General features: G+C 30.2%; 16 protein-coding genes and 1 pseudogene. 11 read left to right on the forward strand and 6 right to left on the reverse strand.

All coding sequences use genetic code 11. The annotated features are described in order from the left end of the window. The 4 genes from ACKI2P_RS10395 to ACKI2P_RS10410 form a co-directional block, all read left to right on the forward strand. A partial coding sequence (locus ACKI2P_RS10395; protein ID WP_407377398.1) for a zinc ribbon domain-containing protein occupies positions 1-118 on the forward strand: 118 nt, incomplete at its 5' end. Between the two features lie 229 nt (positions 119-347). Continuing rightward, a complete protein-coding gene (locus ACKI2P_RS10400; RefSeq protein ID WP_407377377.1) occupies positions 348-1259 on the forward strand; it encodes a hypothetical protein in 912 nt (303 codons plus the stop codon). 75 nt (positions 1260-1334) lie between these two features. After that, a complete protein-coding gene (locus tag ACKI2P_RS10405; RefSeq protein WP_407377379.1) occupies positions 1335-2219 on the forward strand; it encodes an ROK family protein in 885 nt (294 codons plus the stop codon). A 188-nt stretch (positions 2220-2407) separates the two neighbouring features. Further along, positions 2408-2620: a hypothetical protein gene (locus ACKI2P_RS10410; protein WP_407377381.1), complete on the forward strand. Its 213-nt coding sequence runs from the start codon at positions 2408-2410 to the stop codon at positions 2618-2620. A 124-nt stretch (positions 2621-2744) separates the two neighbouring features. On the opposite strand, the pseudogene ACKI2P_RS10415 reads toward ACKI2P_RS10410, so the two are convergent. The 4 genes and pseudogenes from ACKI2P_RS10415 to ACKI2P_RS10430 all read right to left on the reverse strand — a co-directional run. Then, positions 2745-3211, reverse strand: a pseudogene (locus ACKI2P_RS10415) (AAA family ATPase); the annotation flags it as partial. 155 nt (positions 3212-3366) lie between these two features. After that, complete coding sequence (locus ACKI2P_RS10420) at positions 3367-4329, reverse strand: pectate lyase-like adhesive domain-containing protein (protein WP_407377383.1); 963 nt, start codon at positions 4327-4329, stop codon at positions 3367-3369. 119 nt (positions 4330-4448) lie between these two features. Then, entirely contained in the window at positions 4449-5450 is a 1002-nt protein-coding gene (locus ACKI2P_RS10425; protein ID WP_407377385.1) for an acyltransferase, read from the reverse strand. 7 nt (positions 5451-5457) lie between these two features. Further along, on the reverse strand, positions 5458-6888 hold the full coding sequence (locus ACKI2P_RS10430) for a flippase (RefSeq protein WP_407377387.1): 1431 nt from the start codon (positions 6886-6888) through the stop codon (positions 5458-5460). Between the two features lie 155 nt (positions 6889-7043). On the opposite strand from ACKI2P_RS10430, the gene neuB reads away from it, so the two are divergent. The 7 genes from neuB to ACKI2P_RS10465 all read left to right on the forward strand — a co-directional run bounded on the left by neuB (position 7044) and on the right by ACKI2P_RS10465 (position 13544). Then, positions 7044-8066 carry an N-acetylneuraminate synthase gene (gene neuB, locus ACKI2P_RS10435; protein ID WP_407377388.1) on the forward strand — a complete coding sequence of 341 codons (1023 nt, stop codon included), beginning with the start codon at positions 7044-7046 and terminating at the stop codon, positions 8064-8066. Positions 8067-8068: 2 nt separating this feature from the next. After that, positions 8069-9202 (forward strand): UDP-N-acetylglucosamine 2-epimerase, encoded by a 1134-nt coding sequence (neuC, locus tag ACKI2P_RS10440; protein ID WP_407377389.1) that lies wholly within the window; start codon positions 8069-8071, stop codon positions 9200-9202. A gap of 5 nt (positions 9203-9207) precedes the next feature. Then, a complete protein-coding gene (locus ACKI2P_RS10445) occupies positions 9208-9894 on the forward strand; it encodes a cytidylyltransferase domain-containing protein (protein WP_407377390.1) in 687 nt (228 codons plus the stop codon). Further along, on the forward strand, positions 9887-10288 hold the full coding sequence (locus tag ACKI2P_RS10450) for a DapH/DapD/GlmU-related protein (RefSeq protein WP_292746139.1): 402 nt from the start codon (positions 9887-9889) through the stop codon (positions 10286-10288). Before ACKI2P_RS10445 ends, ACKI2P_RS10450 begins: the two co-directional genes overlap by 8 nt. Before the next feature lie 108 nt (positions 10289-10396). Continuing rightward, complete coding sequence (locus ACKI2P_RS10455) at positions 10397-11512, forward strand: DegT/DnrJ/EryC1/StrS family aminotransferase (protein ID WP_407377392.1); 1116 nt, start codon at positions 10397-10399, stop codon at positions 11510-11512. Between the two features lie 8 nt (positions 11513-11520). After that, positions 11521-12501 (forward strand): UDP-N-acetylglucosamine 4,6-dehydratase family protein, encoded by a 981-nt coding sequence (locus ACKI2P_RS10460; RefSeq protein ID WP_407377393.1) that lies wholly within the window; start codon positions 11521-11523, stop codon positions 12499-12501. Between the two features lie 26 nt (positions 12502-12527). Continuing rightward, positions 12528-13544 carry a glycosyltransferase family 2 protein gene (locus tag ACKI2P_RS10465; protein ID WP_407377394.1) on the forward strand — a complete coding sequence of 339 codons (1017 nt, stop codon included), beginning with the start codon at positions 12528-12530 and terminating at the stop codon, positions 13542-13544. 8 nt (positions 13545-13552) lie between these two features. Here the strand turns inward: ACKI2P_RS10465 and ACKI2P_RS10470 are convergent, their stop codons facing one another. Both ACKI2P_RS10470 and ACKI2P_RS10475 read right to left on the reverse strand, forming a co-directional pair. Further along, entirely contained in the window at positions 13553-14602 is a 1050-nt protein-coding gene (locus ACKI2P_RS10470) for a polysialyltransferase family glycosyltransferase (protein WP_407377395.1), read from the reverse strand. 17 nt (positions 14603-14619) lie between these two features. Next, positions 14620-15453, reverse strand: a complete 834-nt coding sequence (locus ACKI2P_RS10475; protein ID WP_407377396.1) for a phosphorylcholine transferase LicD — start codon at positions 15451-15453, stop codon at positions 14620-14622. Positions 15454-15554: the final 101 nt, after the last annotated feature.

A 15554-nucleotide genomic window follows, 5' to 3' on the forward strand; every position in this document is an offset into this window, starting at 1 on the left:
AGTCAAAACACGCAACTGGAAATGTCAAAAATGCGGAAAAATACTCGATAGAGACGTAAATGCTGCAATTAATATATTAAACCGCTGGTTCAACGGGGATAGCCTGAAAAATACTTAATTAACCTATTAAGTGAAAAAAAAATTCAGGAATCGCCACCCTCTTAGGGTGGGGTGGTTCAAGTTACAGTTTATATATTTTTTCAAAGTGTGATTTTGTGTTTTTTCGCAGTTTGAAAACTTATTATTCTTAAAAAATACAACAGGTTAACATAGATTTTAAAACACCATAAGTCGACTGTCATCATTGTTTTAAAAATCTATTAAATTAATTTAATGGAGAAATAGTTATGGCAAGAAAGAAAATTCATCATCCATTTGATTTTGCTTTTGGGGTGATGTATAATGAATTTCCAAAGGAATTACATGAGAATTTGAATATTCCAGGTATATTCAGAAGAAAATCCAATGTAAAAGTACGTCTTAAAGATGGGTCTGTATTGGAGATGGATGCTTCATATGTTGCAGATCCTGATTTTGAGAGATTATTTGAACCTGCCGTTGTTAATCTGGAACATATGTCTAAAGCTGTGGGCAGTCATAAAATTCGTATAATTGGCAATTATAATATTCAACAAATAGCTGATGAAAGACTGCCTCCATTAAATGTTATTGCATCACATTTAAGTCCTGAAAAATCGGTTCATGAATTTGAAAGAACACCAACTTCAACAACTAAATTGATGTTCTTGGATTTGGGAGCTGAGGACAATGAAAAAAGATTAAATAAACTAAAAAATATAATCAATTATAACGAAGACAAATTAACCATAAAAGATGCTTTGAATTTGGGAATTGTGGCATTATTTGCTCAAAGGGAAATTGCACGTGAAGTAACAAGGCAGGTTATTGAATTATACTTGAAAATAAAGGTAATGCCAAAAAAATTGGAATATGCATTATATTCTGTGTTGTATGCAATGGTGGATGCATATTTTGAAGATGAAAATGAATATGAGGAGTTGATAAACATGATTAATGATGGAGCTGCTGATGAGATTGTTGGTAAATTTGAGACTGAAATTATTTCACAGAATAAGATTATTGAGCTTGAAAAAGAATTGGATAGTGCAAATAGTAGGGCTGATAGTGAGGCTTTAAGAGCTAATAATGAGGCTTTAAGAGCAGATAATGCTGAAGCTGAAATAAACAGGCTTAAAGATGAAATTAATATGTTAAAAAATCAGTTAAATTCTAAATAATTTTTCCTATTATTTAGAGATGATTTTTTAATTTTTTACATAGTGTTTTATAGATATTTTAATAAACCATTAATCATGAATAATTATGCCTTTTCCATTGATTTGGGAGGAACGTCAACAAATTTTTCAGTTTTTAAATCTGATGAAATCATATCTGAGTGGACGCTTCCAACTCCAAAAAATCACATGACTGAAATGCTTGAAGCAGAAATCAAAAATAAACTAAGTGAATTGAACTTAAAAAACACTGATTTTAAGGCTATTGTAATAGGTATAGCGGGCATTGTTAAAAACGGCATTGTCCATAAAGCAATTAATTTAAATTTGTCAGATTGCGATATCGGGTCTGTTTTAGAGTCCAGAGTCAACATAAAAGTAATTGTATTAAATGATGTGAATCTTCAGGCCATTGGGGAGTCTTTAAATTACAGCAGTCTTTTTCTTGTAGCAATCGGAACCGGAATCGGTGCGGGGCTTGTAATCAATAATCATCTTGTGGAAGGTCATAACGGCAAGGCAGGTGAAATCGAATTTCTTTGTCTTGATTCAAAAACTATTGGGGAAATTGCTTCTGCAAGGGGTCTTGTTAAAACTGCCGAAAGCTATTTAAAATCAAATGATGTTTATTCCTCTCTGAGGAATTTTAAATCGTTGACTGCGAAAGATATTTTTAACGATGCAAAAGCTGGTGATGAAGTAGCTTTAAAAATAATTAATGATGTCTATTTTAAGTTAGGCAAACTGCTTGGCATAATTTCAAGCGCTTTTGATCCGGAAGTCATAATAATTTCAGGTGGAGTTTCAAATGCAGGGGACTTTCTTTTGGAAATAATTAAAAAAGGTTTCAATGAAGTTGCATTTACGGATACTGAAATTCGAATATCTGAAATGAAAGAAAAGGCATCTGTTTTTGGAGCTATGAAGATTTTGAGGATATCTCAAAATAATTGGAGTAATTAATGTATTTAATGTCTATTTTTTTAAATATTACTTCAGATGACTTATTTTTATATTTTAATTATGCAATGGCTTTTTTAACTGATTTAAAGATGTAAGTGGGCGCTTACACTCGAAAATCTTTATATATAATCGTTTTTATAGTATTAAGTAGAGTTTGTAAAACTTAAAAACTTAAAAAGGGGATTATTATGAAAAAAGCAACATTGATTCAAGGTTTGATTTTGGTATTGGTTGTTTCACTTGCATTTGCAGGAGTGTATGCAGCAACTGAAGTCGGTGAAGTTTCACATGATGATTCAACAGATCATGTAGATGGTTTGTATATAAGTGGATCCGGCGATGTCTGCCATGTGGCAAGCTGCAATGTACCTTTAAGTGAAATTTCCACATTAGGGCTGTGAAATTACATATTATAATAATTATGTGGGTTTGATTGTTTTCAAACCATTTTTTTTTAACCATTTAATTCAACCATTTATTTTTTTTAGTGAATTGACACGAGAATGTTTGCTTTTTTTTAGTTTTTACATCTAAATCAGGATTATCAAACAGATCCATTAAATGAATTTTACCATTTGATTCGCCACTTTCATATAAACTCATAGGTCTCATTAATAATCTATGGATTCTACCTGCACCACTATGCATTATTTTTGAATTGTCAACAACTGTTGAACCAGTTAAGATATATAGTCTATCATCATCACTTTCATCAACACTATAGCGCACAGCATCCCATAGTTCAGGTGCCATCTGCCATTCATCAATTAATCTAGGTTTATCTCCGTCCAATAATAAAAGAGGGTCTAATTTTGCTAATTTCAGATAATTATAAGAATTACTTGGATCTTGTAATTGTATCATGCTTTTTGCATGCTGTTTGGCGGTTGTTGTTTTTCCACACCATTTTGGCCCTACAATTAACACTGCACCCATGTATTCCAATAATTCTTCCGTTCATCATCAATATATCTGCTTAAATATTTTTTCATAGTGTTTCACCATTTCCATATTAACTTTGATAAAGTAATTATACATATTTTAGTAAAGTAAACATACATTTCAAACAAAATGAATTCCAAATCCATAATGTAATGTCAATCAAAAATATCTGTTAACATTACAACTTAAATTGTATAATTCAAATTTAAAGTTTTTTTGTTTCATTATCTTTGAATTTAGATTTATTTATTGATATTGTGCCTTTATTACATATTGCACCATGATATTTTGTTTTATTTTTTGTGAATTCGGATTTTTCAAGAGTTAGTGATCCCCATCCATTATATATTGCACTTCCATATCTCATTGCCTTATTTCCAGTGAATACTGATTCAACTGTAATCAATTCACCATGAAAATTAATTATTGCTCCACCAGCCTTGATAGCAATGTTTTTATCTAATTTTGATTTAGCAATATTCAATTTGCCTTTATTGTTATTTATTGCACCACCATTCTTTGCCCTGTTGGCCATTAAGAAGGATTTGATTATTATTAACTCCCCATTATCATTGTATATTGCTCCACCGGTTTTTGCAATATTCTCAGTGAATGTGGAATCAAGTATAATCAATTCATTTCTATTGCATATCGCACCGCCTGATGTTGACCTGCTGCAATTTAGTTGATTATTGCTAAGTGTGGATTTTATTATGGCTAATTTACCCAGATTATGTATTGCACCACCATCACTTACACCTTTTACAGTATTAGACGTGAGTGTAGAACTCATTATGGTTAAATTTCCCCTGTTAAATACAGCTCCACCTGGGCTTGCTTCGTTTTTTGTAAGTATGGAATTTATTATAGTCAATTCACCATAAGCATCATTATGTATTGCTCCACCCTGATTACCATACCCATTTTTTAATGTTATGTTTTTAATTGTGATATTTCTACCGTAATTTTCAAATATTCGCGTCTTTCCGTATGCATCAATAGTATGGCCATTTCCATTAATAATCAAATCATCAATATCCAGTTTTATCCCATTGGGATAATCAGACTTCTCTTTACTGTTTAAAATTATATCATAGTCCAGATTGATCTCTTTAATCCCACTATAGATTAAATCATGGAGATATTTGAAACTTTTTGAAAAACTCATTTTTATCACTTAATAGTATAATAAATTATTTATCAATTATAGTATAAGCCTATATTGTTTTGACTTGGAAATGAATGTTTAGTTTATAATGTACGTGTGTTTAAATATTAAAGGTGGAGTTAGACTCCGCTGACCTTTTTGACATAGGGGATTTTGCTGAATATGTATGGTAAAAGCCATGAAAGGAATATTGTTGCTATAAACATTGCAGGGAATAAAATGTTTGAATGAGGATTGATTTTTGACATGAACATGATTATGATGACATGTGAAAAGTACATTCCGTAGCTGCACAGACTTATTGAGCTAATAGTTTTTCCTATTGCATTGTTTTTGATTGAATTGAACTTGTTTTCCTTGTCAAGGTATTCTATAAACAGATACATTCCGATTCCCATGCCTGCAACCAGAATGTTTTGATACATCACTTCAACTGACGGGAAACTGTTTGAGTAGGTGTATGCAACAAAAATTCCAAGTGAAATTAGCAGGATAAGAAGTCCCACAATCCACATCTTTCTGTTTGAGTAGCTGAACTTTTTGGTTGAAAGGTAATAACCTAAAACAGGATATCCGATAAATCCTGCAAAATAGTCCAGTTTGAAATATGGGAATAAAGGATACATGTTGAAAGTGTTTAGGATAATTGTGATAATCCATATTGCTAAAAAGTATTTGCAACCTGTTTCTCCGTATTCCTTAATGAATATGTTAATGATAGGAATTGCAAGGTAAATTCCGATTAAAGTCCAGAAATACCACATGATTGAAGGATTTCCGATAAATACGTTCCACATGTAGGAGTATGGCTTATGAAAGTAGAAATTTGTTAGTGTTATAAGGATTATCCAGAAGATGAACGGATATATTATTCTTGCAAACCTTCTTTTTAAAAAATCGCCCAGGTTCGAATAGTCACGGTTTAAAAGAAGTGCTCCGCTAATCATTAGAAATATTGGAACGCCAATTCTTCCGATATCATGGAAGGTAAGCTGTGCTATGACTTCAAATGGTGTGTTCAGAGGTCCGAAATAGAAGTCAACATGACAAATTATAACTGCAATGATTGCAAATGCCCTTAATAGGTCGTAATAGAAAATTCTTTCTTTTTTAACTGCCATATTATCACTAGTTTTTACCTAAAATTTCTCTAATTACATATTTGTCGTCTTTATCAAAGAATCTTATTATATACATGACTGCGAGATAAATAATTATTCCAACCGGAAGAGCCACCCACATGTTTAGGTTTAAGATATAAAGTGCAATTCCGAGAATTATAGATCCTGCGATAATTTTAAGTATGTCAATGTATAATTTTTTGTTTGGTCTATGTCCAAGTTTATATATTATATAAAATTGTATAATGACAATTAAAACATCACTTAAAACAGTAGTCATTGCAGCACCATTATAAGTGAATTTTGGAATCATAAACAAGTTTAAAATGATATTAAACAATGCGGCAACTGCATAAATTTTGGTAACAGCAACTTCTTTGTGGGATGCATTGAGTAAAGTGTTTGCAGCACCGCTGATGAATAATAAACAGACTGTCCAAATTAAAATGCATAAAACAGATGCAGCTCCGTTATATTCGTTTCCATAAATAAACTGAATTATATCTGCGGAGTAAAATACAGTTGCAACGGCTAGTGGTATTATTACTAACATTAAATATTTAATTGACTTTTCAAAACTAATTAATAGCAGTTTTTCATCATTTTTATAGAATTTACTCATGACCGGAAAGATTACTGCGGTATATGTGGAGTAAAATAATGATAAAACAGATATTAACTTATATGTAGCGTTATAAATTCCTGTTGGGTAGTCTCCAACCATATTTGTAAGCATTACAATATCAATAGAATAATAAATATTGTATAATAAGCCGGTTACAGCAAATGGAATCGCAAATATAAAAATATTTTTACAAAAACCAGTATCCAATTCAAATTTAGGTTTTACAACATGTTTATTTAAAACATAATATTCATAGACTAATGCGATTAAATTAGCTAGAATATATGATACTGCTATTCCAATTAATCCTAAATCGGTAAAGATTGTTAAAAGGATGAATATTAATAAAAGCACGTGCAGTATTGTGTTTCCAATTCCTTGATATTTTCCTTCTTCAAAAGCCTGAAATGATCCATTAAGTAAACCAATAAATGATTTAAATATTATTTCGATTGTAAAAAGTAATGTTACTGTTATTACAAGTTCATTTGCTTTCATTAAGATTAATATTATTAATGTTAAAATTATTGTTCCAACTGAAAAAATACTTTTTAAAGGTATTGCATTTCCAATATATTTTGGTGCAGAGTCATAATCTGTTGCAATATGCCTAACAATATGGTTACTTATTCCAAAATCCACAGTCATTGCTAAAATTCCAGTTAATGATGTGGCAAATCCAAAAATACCATAATTGTTAACTCCTAAATATCTAGCCATTAATATTGTCCAGATAAAACCACAAACACTAGCAATTATCTGTGAAATTACTAACCAACTCATATTTTTAAAAATTGTTTGTACCTGACTCATAAAACCAACTTTAATCATTTCAAGGAATGCTTATATCATATATGTAGGATATATTTTATAAATTTTCTATAATAAAGTTATAATTTTTTTAGTGCATAATATTAATATAATATTTTAGATAAAATTTAAATTAATAATAAATTAAAGGTTTTTGTATGGTTTTTGATATTAATTTTAATGATTCAACATTTATTATAGCTGAAATCGGTGTAAATCATAATGGAAGTGTTGAACTTGCCCGTAAAATGATTAAATCAGCTAGTGAGTGTGGAGTTGATGCTGTTAAGTTTCAAACTTTTGTCAGTGAGGATTTAGTTAGTGAAAATGCAAAAACTGCTGAATATCAGGAAAAAAATACTAATGAAAATTCACAACTTGAAATGCTAAAAAAATTGGAATTGTCATATGATGATTTTTTTGAACTTAAAAGCTATGCTGAAGAGTGTGGTGTAGTATTTTTATCTTCACCTTTTGATTTTAAAAGTGTAGATCTTTTAGAAAAGTTAGGTGTTTCACTTTATAAATTAGGTTCAGGTGAACTGAATAATTTTGAGCTGATTGATTATGTTTTAAATACTGATAAACCATTAATTTTGTCAACAGGTATGGCTACCTTAGAAGAGATTAAAGAAACCTATAATTTCATTGAAAATAAAGAAAAATTATGTATTTTGCATTGCATTACCGGATATCCGACTTCTTTTGAGGAAGCAAATCTCAATTTCATAAAAACATTACAGAAGGAATTGGATGTGCCAATCGGATTTTCAGACCATTCTCCAGGCATAGAACTTCCAATTGCAGCCGTTGCATTGGGGGCTTGTGTTGTTGAAAAACATTTTACATTGGATAAAACTCTTGAAGGCCCAGACCATAAGGCATCTTTAAATCCTGAGGAATTTAAAGCAATGGTAAGTGCAATCAGACATGTTGAGGTTGCAATGGGAGATGGTGTTAGAAAATTTTCTGAAAATGAAAATGAGATTAAAAAGGTTGTAAGAAAAAGCATCATTTTAAATAATAATCTCAAAAAAGGAGAAATGCTTGAAAAAGAAATGTTATCAATCAAACGGCCGGGAACAGGTATTGCTCCTAAGCATGTTAATGATTTAATAGGCAAGACAGTTAATAAAGACCTAGAATCCGGTCATGTTTTGCAATGGGAAGATTTGGAATAATTATGTTAAAGAAAGTATTATATATTACTGGAACAAGAGCAGATTACGGTTTAATGCATAATGCGTTGGAATTATTAGATAATGATGAAAATATTCAATTGGAAGTTGCAGTAACCGGTATGCATTTAATGGAAGAATTCGGCTATTCATTAGATGAAGTTAAAAAGGATAATTTTAATTTACATGTTATTAATCAAACATTTCTAAAGGATGATGAGCAGTCAATGTCTGCATTCATTGGTAATCTGATTTGCGATTTAACACAATTGATGGCTGAAATAAAACCTGATGTTGTTTTACTTTTAGGAGATCGTGGTGAAATGCTGGCTGGAGCAATTGTTGCTTCTTATCTGCAGATTCCTGTTGCACATATTCACGGTGGTGATGTTTCATCAACTGTAGATGATTCCGCTCGCCATGCAATAACAAAATTGTCCAATATTCACTTTGCAGCAACTGAAAAAAGCGCATCAAGAATAAGACAAATGGGTGAAAATCCAGACAATATTTTTGTTGTTGGAGCACCAGGACTTGATTCAATAATAAAGATTAAAGATAATATCGATGAAAATTATTTGAAGGAAAAATATAATATTACAAATGATTTTATTCTTGTATTGCAGCATCCGGTTAGTTTGGAAGTTGAAGACTCAGCTAATCAAATTAAACAGACTTTAGATGCGGCAACTTCTACTGATTATCAGATTTTACTTGTTTATCCAAATGCAGATGCCGGCGGAAGGGCAATGATTGGAAAAATAAACGAGTATGATGTTGATGCTTACAAGAACATCCCTCATGATGATTTCATTGGTATTTTGGGGTTAGCTAGTGCATTGATTGGAAACTCAAGCAGCGGAATAATTGAATCTTCTTCATTTAAGCTGCCCGTAATTAATATTGGAACTAGGCAAGCTGGCCGTGAAAAAGCGGAGAATGTTATTGATGTTGATTATGATTCCAATGAAATTTTAAATGCCCTGAATTATATTAGAAGTGATGATTATCAAAATAAATTAAATAACTGTATAAATCCCTATGGTGATGGGAAAGCTGGTGAAAATATCTGTAAAATTTTAAATGAGTTAGATATTAATGATGATTTATTAAATAAGAAATTTTTTGAGTTGGAGTGATAAATGTGGATATTATAAGTATAATTCCTGCAAGGGGTGGAAGTAAAGGAATTCCTAGAAAAAATATTAAATTGCTTAATGGTAAACCATTAATTTATTATTCGATTGAAGCATCAAAATCATGTAATTTTATTAGTAAAACATTTGTTTCAACTGAAGATGATGAAATATCTGAAATTTCAAAAAAATTAGGTTCTCAAGTAATTAAACGACCATTAAACTTAGCTAATGATAAATCAAGCAGTATCGATGTAATCTTTCATGTTTTAGATTATCTTGAAGATAAAAATTCTTTACCTGAAATATTTGTATTACTTCAACCAACATCTCCACTCAGAACTTCGAAAGATATTACTAATGCTATTGAATTATTTAAATCTAATGAGTGTGATTCTTTAGTAAGTGTATCCGAATTAAATCATCAATCATTATTGAATTTTTCATTAAATGAAGGATATTTAGTTCAGAATACTGAAAAAGAATTTTTTAATTCTAGAAGACAAGATTTACCTACTTATTATGTACTCAATGGTGCAATTTATATCACTACTCCTGATTTTATACGGAAGAATAAGTCATTTTATGGTGATAGAACAATTCCCTATTTAATGCCAAAAGAGAGAAGTATTGATTTGGATACTCCATTGGATTTTAAGATTGTTGATTTTTTAATGAGGTGTGATGATGAGTGAAGATAGATTTGATGGCTGGAAAGCTCCGGAAATAAAAGAATGTGAACTGACTAAATATAATTGGTTGGTTCAAAACAAAGATAATTTGGATTTGGGTTATAAAACTGATATCGGCGCATTTACATATATTAACGCAAAAAATCATGTTGTAATTGAAGATTATGTTCAAATTGGATCTCACTGTTCTATTTATTCAATATCCACTATTGATGATAAGGAAGGTGAAGTAATCTTAAAAGAAAACTGCAGAATCGGAACTCATTCTGTTGTAATGCCAGGAGTTACTGTTGGTAAAAATTCTATTATTGGTGCTTTTAGTTTTGTAACTGAAGATATTCCGGATAATGTTGTTGCTTTCGGCGTTCCGGCAAAAGTAGTGAGAAAATTAGATTAATTGGAAAATTATTTATAATAATTTATATATAGTTATTAGTGATTATTTGATTTAAATTTAAAAATCATTGAATTTAAAAGTTATTTTTAGTTTATGTAGGTAGATAAGATGAATGTCCCATTATTTGAAATTTATAACGATGAAGAAGATGTTAAATTAGTTTCAGAACAGATTGCTTCAGGTAAATTTTGGGCTGTTGGCTCAAAGGTAACTGAATTTGAAGACATGATTGCAGATTATATTGGGACAAAACATGCGATAACATTTAATTCTGGGACTTCTGCTTTACATGCTGCTTTACTTGCTCATGGAATCGGAAAATGTGATGAAGTCATTGTTCCGTCATTTACATTCATTGCAACTGTCAATTCTCCATTGTTTGTAGGAGCAAAACCTGTTTTTGCAGATATTGAAGAAGAGACTTTTGGTTTAAATCCAGAATTAGTTGAAGAAAAAATAACAAAAAATACCAAAGCTATTATTCCTGTTCACTATGGTGGATGCCCATGTAAAATTAAAGAGTTAAAGGATATTGCTGAAGATAACGATTTAGTACTAATTGAGGATGCTGCAGAAGCTTTTGGCGCTTCTGTTGATGGAAAAAATATTGGTACTTTTGGTGATTCAAATATTTTAAGTTTCTGTCAAAATAAGATTATAACAACCGGTGAAGGTGGAGCGGTTGTCACAGATTCTGATGAAATCTATGAAAAATTAAAATTAATCAGATCCCACGGAAGATTGGAAAGTGGAGACTATTTCTCAACTGTAGGATTATTTGATTATATTGAACTTGGATTTAACTGGAGAATGTCAAATTTGACTGCAACTTTAGGAATTTCACAAATCAAAAAAGCAGATAAAATTATTGAAATGAGAAAAAATAATGTTGAATATCTCTCTAAAAGAATATTGGAAGAAACAGATGAAATAACTATTCCTGAAGTTCCGCAAGGTTATAATCATGTTTATCAATTATTTTCAGTTTTAGCAAACAAAAGAGATGAATTAATCGATTACTTGTCAGATAATGGAATTTCATCTAAAATTTACTTTGATCCAGTTCACAAATCTGAATTTTATAAAAACGGATTAAAATATGATGATGTATTGCCTGTTACTGAGAAAATGCATGAAAAAACAATTACTCTCCCTATGTTTCCTACATTAACAACTGAACAAATGGATTATATGGCTGATACTATTGGAAAATTCTATAAATAGGTGATTTTATGTTAAATGATTTTTATAAAGGAAAAAAAGTTATTGTCACTGGTGGTTCTGGTTCCATTGGTAGAAAAATCGTTGCCGAACTGTTAAAATATGATGTTGATGTTGTAAGGGTATTCGATAACAATGAAACAGCATTATTTGATTTGGAACAAGATTTAAACTCTTCAAAGATTAGGACCTTTGTTGGTGATATTCGCGATTTAAAAAGACTGGAAAGAGCCTTTAAAGATATAGATATTATTTTTCATGCTGCAGCTTATAAACATGTTCCTTTATGTGAATATAATCCTATGGATGCTGTTAAAACAAATGTTGGTGGAACACAAAATATTATAGATGCAGCTATTTCATGCGAGGTAGAAAAAGTAATTTTAATCAGTACTGATAAGGCTGTTAATCCTGTTAATGTAATGGGAGCAACAAAATTGCTTGCTGAAAGACTTATGATTTCATCTAACGCGTATAGTGGAGCGGATGGAACTAAATTTGCATGTGTTAGGTTTGGAAATGTTTTAAATTCTAGAGGATCAGTTATCCCGGTATTTAAAAAACAAATTAAAAATGGTGGTCCGTTAACCATTACTGACGAAGCTATGACCCGTTTTATTATGCATATTCATGAGGCTGCTAAATTGATTTTGGATGCGGGCAGTATTTCTGAAGGCGGAGAAATATTTATTTTAAAAATGCCTTCCGTTAAAGTAACTGACCTTGCTGAAGCTATGGTTGAATATTATGCTCCTAAATATGGTTTCAATGCTGATGATATTAAAGTTGAAATCATCGGAAAGCGTATTGGAGAAAAACTGCATGAAGAGCTAATGACTCCTGATGAAATTTTATACGCTGAAGAAACTAAGAATTTATTTATTATTAGGAAAGAATTTGTTGAAAATCATCCTAATTTCATTTATGACTCTTCTGAAATTGGACAATTGTCTAAAGATGAAATTATAAAAGTTTTAGAAGAATTAGAGTAAATATATAATTGTATTGTGGTATATTAATGTCTGATTATAAAATTTCAATGATTATTCCTACATTTAATGTTGAAGATGATCTTAAAAGAGCTATGGATTCTTTATTAAATCAAACTTTTGGTTTTAATAATATTGAAGTTTTGCTTGTTGATGATTTATCTACAGACAATACTCGACAACTTATTTTAGATTATGCAAGCGAATACGATAATATAAAATATATATTTTTAGATTCTAACTCAGGCAGTGCTGGAAAACCTAGAAATATTGGTATTAAACATGCAACCGCTGATTATATCATGTTTTTGGATAATGACGATGAATATGTTCCAGAAGCCTGTGAAATATTATACAACAAGATTTTAGAAACTGATGTAAATATGATTATTTGTTCAAAAACAAATAATATTTACAGTGCTGATGATAAACCTGCACCAATTAATGATGCTCCTAATTTTGTTGAAGTAAATGTTTTAGAAAATCCGGATATGCTATTTTCACCAAATACTAATTATGGTGGAGCAATGTGGTGTAAAATTTATAAACGTAAGTTTTTGTTGGATAATGACATCAAATGTTTGGAAAACTTGCCTGAAGATGTTTATTTTATGCATCAGTGTTATTATTTAAATCCTAAAATATTGTTTTTGACAAATTTAAGTTTATATAATCATTATTTTTATAGAGTAACTGGTCAATCAATCTCAGTAACATTAAGTGCTTCATTTTTACATAAGGTATTCATTGCCTTTGTTGAGTTAAAAAAATTAGCAGATAATCATGTTAATTCAAAGAAGTTTTTTAACAGGTATTGTGCACTTTTCTTTGATGAATTGGCATATGATATTGTAGTTTCAGATTTATCAAAAGAAGAGAGAATGTCCATAATTAAGGATTATTCAGGATGTGCAAAGGATTTAAACCCAAATATAAAAGGTAAAATCTATTCCTTGTGGTTTAAATTAGCTCGTAGCGGACATTATACTTTAACTTACAGTTATTCTATGATTTTAAGATTTTTAATAAATTTAAAAAAACGATAACTAGGATATTAGTTAATCAAATCTAAATTTTTCTCTTTAATAATTTTTATTAACTCTTCTCGAGCATTACTAATGCGTTCGTCATTTAATTTTCCGTCATAGACATAAATTTTACTTTTTTCAAAGTTGTATAATGCAGTTGTGACAACAGAACAGACAACGGTTGGATAAATATTAATCATTGTCATAATTTCAACCGGAAAACTGCCATCTATAATTTTCACATCGGGAAATAGCTTTTCAAAATCCTTTGTATCCCTTGGATGCGGTTTAAGGATTATTTGATAATCGCTGAATTTGGCCATGATTTCTTTATAGATATTTAGCTCTTCTTCTTCGGTTATATTTATTGAAGTACTTTCAGATAATGGCTGTGTCAATAAAAGAGCGGTTTTTTCATTAAAATCAATTCCTTCAATATTAACGTTGAATATTTCCAGCAGTTTTTCCTGTTCACTTTTAGATAAATTATTCCAGCGCTCTTTGATGTTTATTATTTGAACTTTGTCTTTTATTAACGGATTGTCGTGTTCATTGGTTAGATAAACATTTTTGATATTCTTATGACTTCCATAGCATTCGCATTGATTTAAGAAATAAATTCCGCAAATATGCAGAATAAAGTCTATCAGCGGATTGATCTTATGGGTTTCACATATCTTTGCAGTATAATTTTCCATTCCGTCTTCAATGATGTTTGAGTTTTCATTTTCAAAAAACATATATGAAAATGGTGTTTGAGCATGTCCGTAAACTTCAACATCACAGTTGAATGTTTTGATGAATAATAGGATTCTAAGCTTAAGATAACCGTAGAAATATCCTAAAAATCCCACAATATTTTTGTAAATTCCGGATAGTGAGTTTAATTCGGCAAATTTTTTTCCTCTAAAAATTACTGCAGGCATTTGGATGTGTTTCACGTTTTTTGAAATTTCTTTTGGAAACCATGCAGTAAATATATAGATGTCATCCTCATTATATCCGTTAACCATCAGATATAGGAAAAAAGAATAAACTGTGGTCACTAAACATATGTTTTTTTTATTTTTAGCCATTTAATCGCCTTTATATTTTAATATTTGCCGAAATCAATATTGTTTGGAGCGGGATTGAATCTTGATTCTTCAGGAGGCAACTCCATATATTCATTAAAGTCCATTCTCAATATTTTATCATAGTTGTTTGGAATATTAACTTCAATATCTTCAAATTTTCCTTTTTTAAGAGGTAACCAATCAGTTCTAAATGACATTTGCATCTGGTTTTCTGAAGGAAAATCACAGACTTCATCACATTCTTCATTCTGGTATTTGGAGAATGAAGCAACACATTTCCTTTTAATGGTATTTGTGGATATAGGAATTATTTTAAGCACGTAATAGATTGCTTTTTGAATCATCTCTTTTAGTTTGGATTTGTTTTCAAATTTGAGTATTGAATACAATACCATCTGATTAAGTGCAAAGGATTTCCATTTGTGAAAAAATTTTTTAAATTTGTTTTTAGGGATATTGTCTAAAATAAAGATATCAATAAATATATTCGGAGTGTATTCAACCTGATCTGCCCACCATTCCTCAAATGCAGTGCCTTTAAGTGTTAATCTTCCCCAGGTATAATGGTATGTCTCTTCGTTTAAAACATTGAAAAATCTGTATTCCTCATTTAGTTCCTTTTCAAAGATTTTATTTAATTTTTCAAAATCTTCCCTAAACATAATCACGTCAATGTCATCATCCCATGGAATGAATCCCTCATGTCTGATTACTCCCAGTAAACTTCCTGCATACATGAAATAGGTCAAATCGTGCTTTTCACAAACTTCAATGAAATATTTTAAAATTTTCATTTCAACTTGCTGTAAATGTTTCAATGTTTTTTCATCATATCTTTTTTCTTTAAACATGTTAGGTTTCCTTTGTTTTTTAATCCCTTAATAAGTAATCATAATAGTTTATATATCAGATTTAATATATTTGTATTGCTTTTTTCAATGATTAGTGTCTG

The organism is Methanobrevibacter sp. (genome assembly GCF_045541095.1).
Classification (GTDB): domain Archaea; phylum Methanobacteriota; class Methanobacteria; order Methanobacteriales; family Methanobacteriaceae; genus Methanocatella.

Coding starts and splice junctions, on each gene's coding strand:
- ACKI2P_RS10400 (WP_407377377.1), top strand. CDS start 348: ATGGCAAGAAAGAAAATTCATCATCCATTTGATTTTGCTTTTGGGGTG.
- ACKI2P_RS10405 (WP_407377379.1), top strand. CDS start 1,335: ATGAATAATTATGCCTTTTCCATTGATTTGGGAGGAACGTCAACAAAT.
- ACKI2P_RS10410 (WP_407377381.1), top strand. CDS start 2,408: ATGAAAAAAGCAACATTGATTCAAGGTTTGATTTTGGTATTGGTTGTT.
- ACKI2P_RS10420 (WP_407377383.1), bottom strand. CDS start 4,329: ATGAGTTTTTCAAAAAGTTTCAAATATCTCCATGATTTAATCTATAGT.
- ACKI2P_RS10425 (WP_407377385.1), bottom strand. CDS start 5,450: ATGGCAGTTAAAAAAGAAAGAATTTTCTATTACGACCTATTAAGGGCA.
- ACKI2P_RS10430 (WP_407377387.1), bottom strand. CDS start 6,888: ATGAGTCAGGTACAAACAATTTTTAAAAATATGAGTTGGTTAGTAATT.
- neuB (WP_407377388.1), top strand. CDS start 7,044: ATGGTTTTTGATATTAATTTTAATGATTCAACATTTATTATAGCTGAA.
- neuC (WP_407377389.1), top strand. CDS start 8,069: ATGTTAAAGAAAGTATTATATATTACTGGAACAAGAGCAGATTACGGT.
- ACKI2P_RS10450 (WP_292746139.1), top strand. CDS start 9,887: ATGAGTGAAGATAGATTTGATGGCTGGAAAGCTCCGGAAATAAAAGAA.
- ACKI2P_RS10455 (WP_407377392.1), top strand. CDS start 10,397: ATGAATGTCCCATTATTTGAAATTTATAACGATGAAGAAGATGTTAAA.
- ACKI2P_RS10460 (WP_407377393.1), top strand. CDS start 11,521: ATGTTAAATGATTTTTATAAAGGAAAAAAAGTTATTGTCACTGGTGGT.
- ACKI2P_RS10465 (WP_407377394.1), top strand. CDS start 12,528: ATGTCTGATTATAAAATTTCAATGATTATTCCTACATTTAATGTTGAA.
- ACKI2P_RS10470 (WP_407377395.1), bottom strand. CDS start 14,602: ATGGCTAAAAATAAAAAAAACATATGTTTAGTGACCACAGTTTATTCT.
- ACKI2P_RS10475 (WP_407377396.1), bottom strand. CDS start 15,453: ATGTTTAAAGAAAAAAGATATGATGAAAAAACATTGAAACATTTACAG.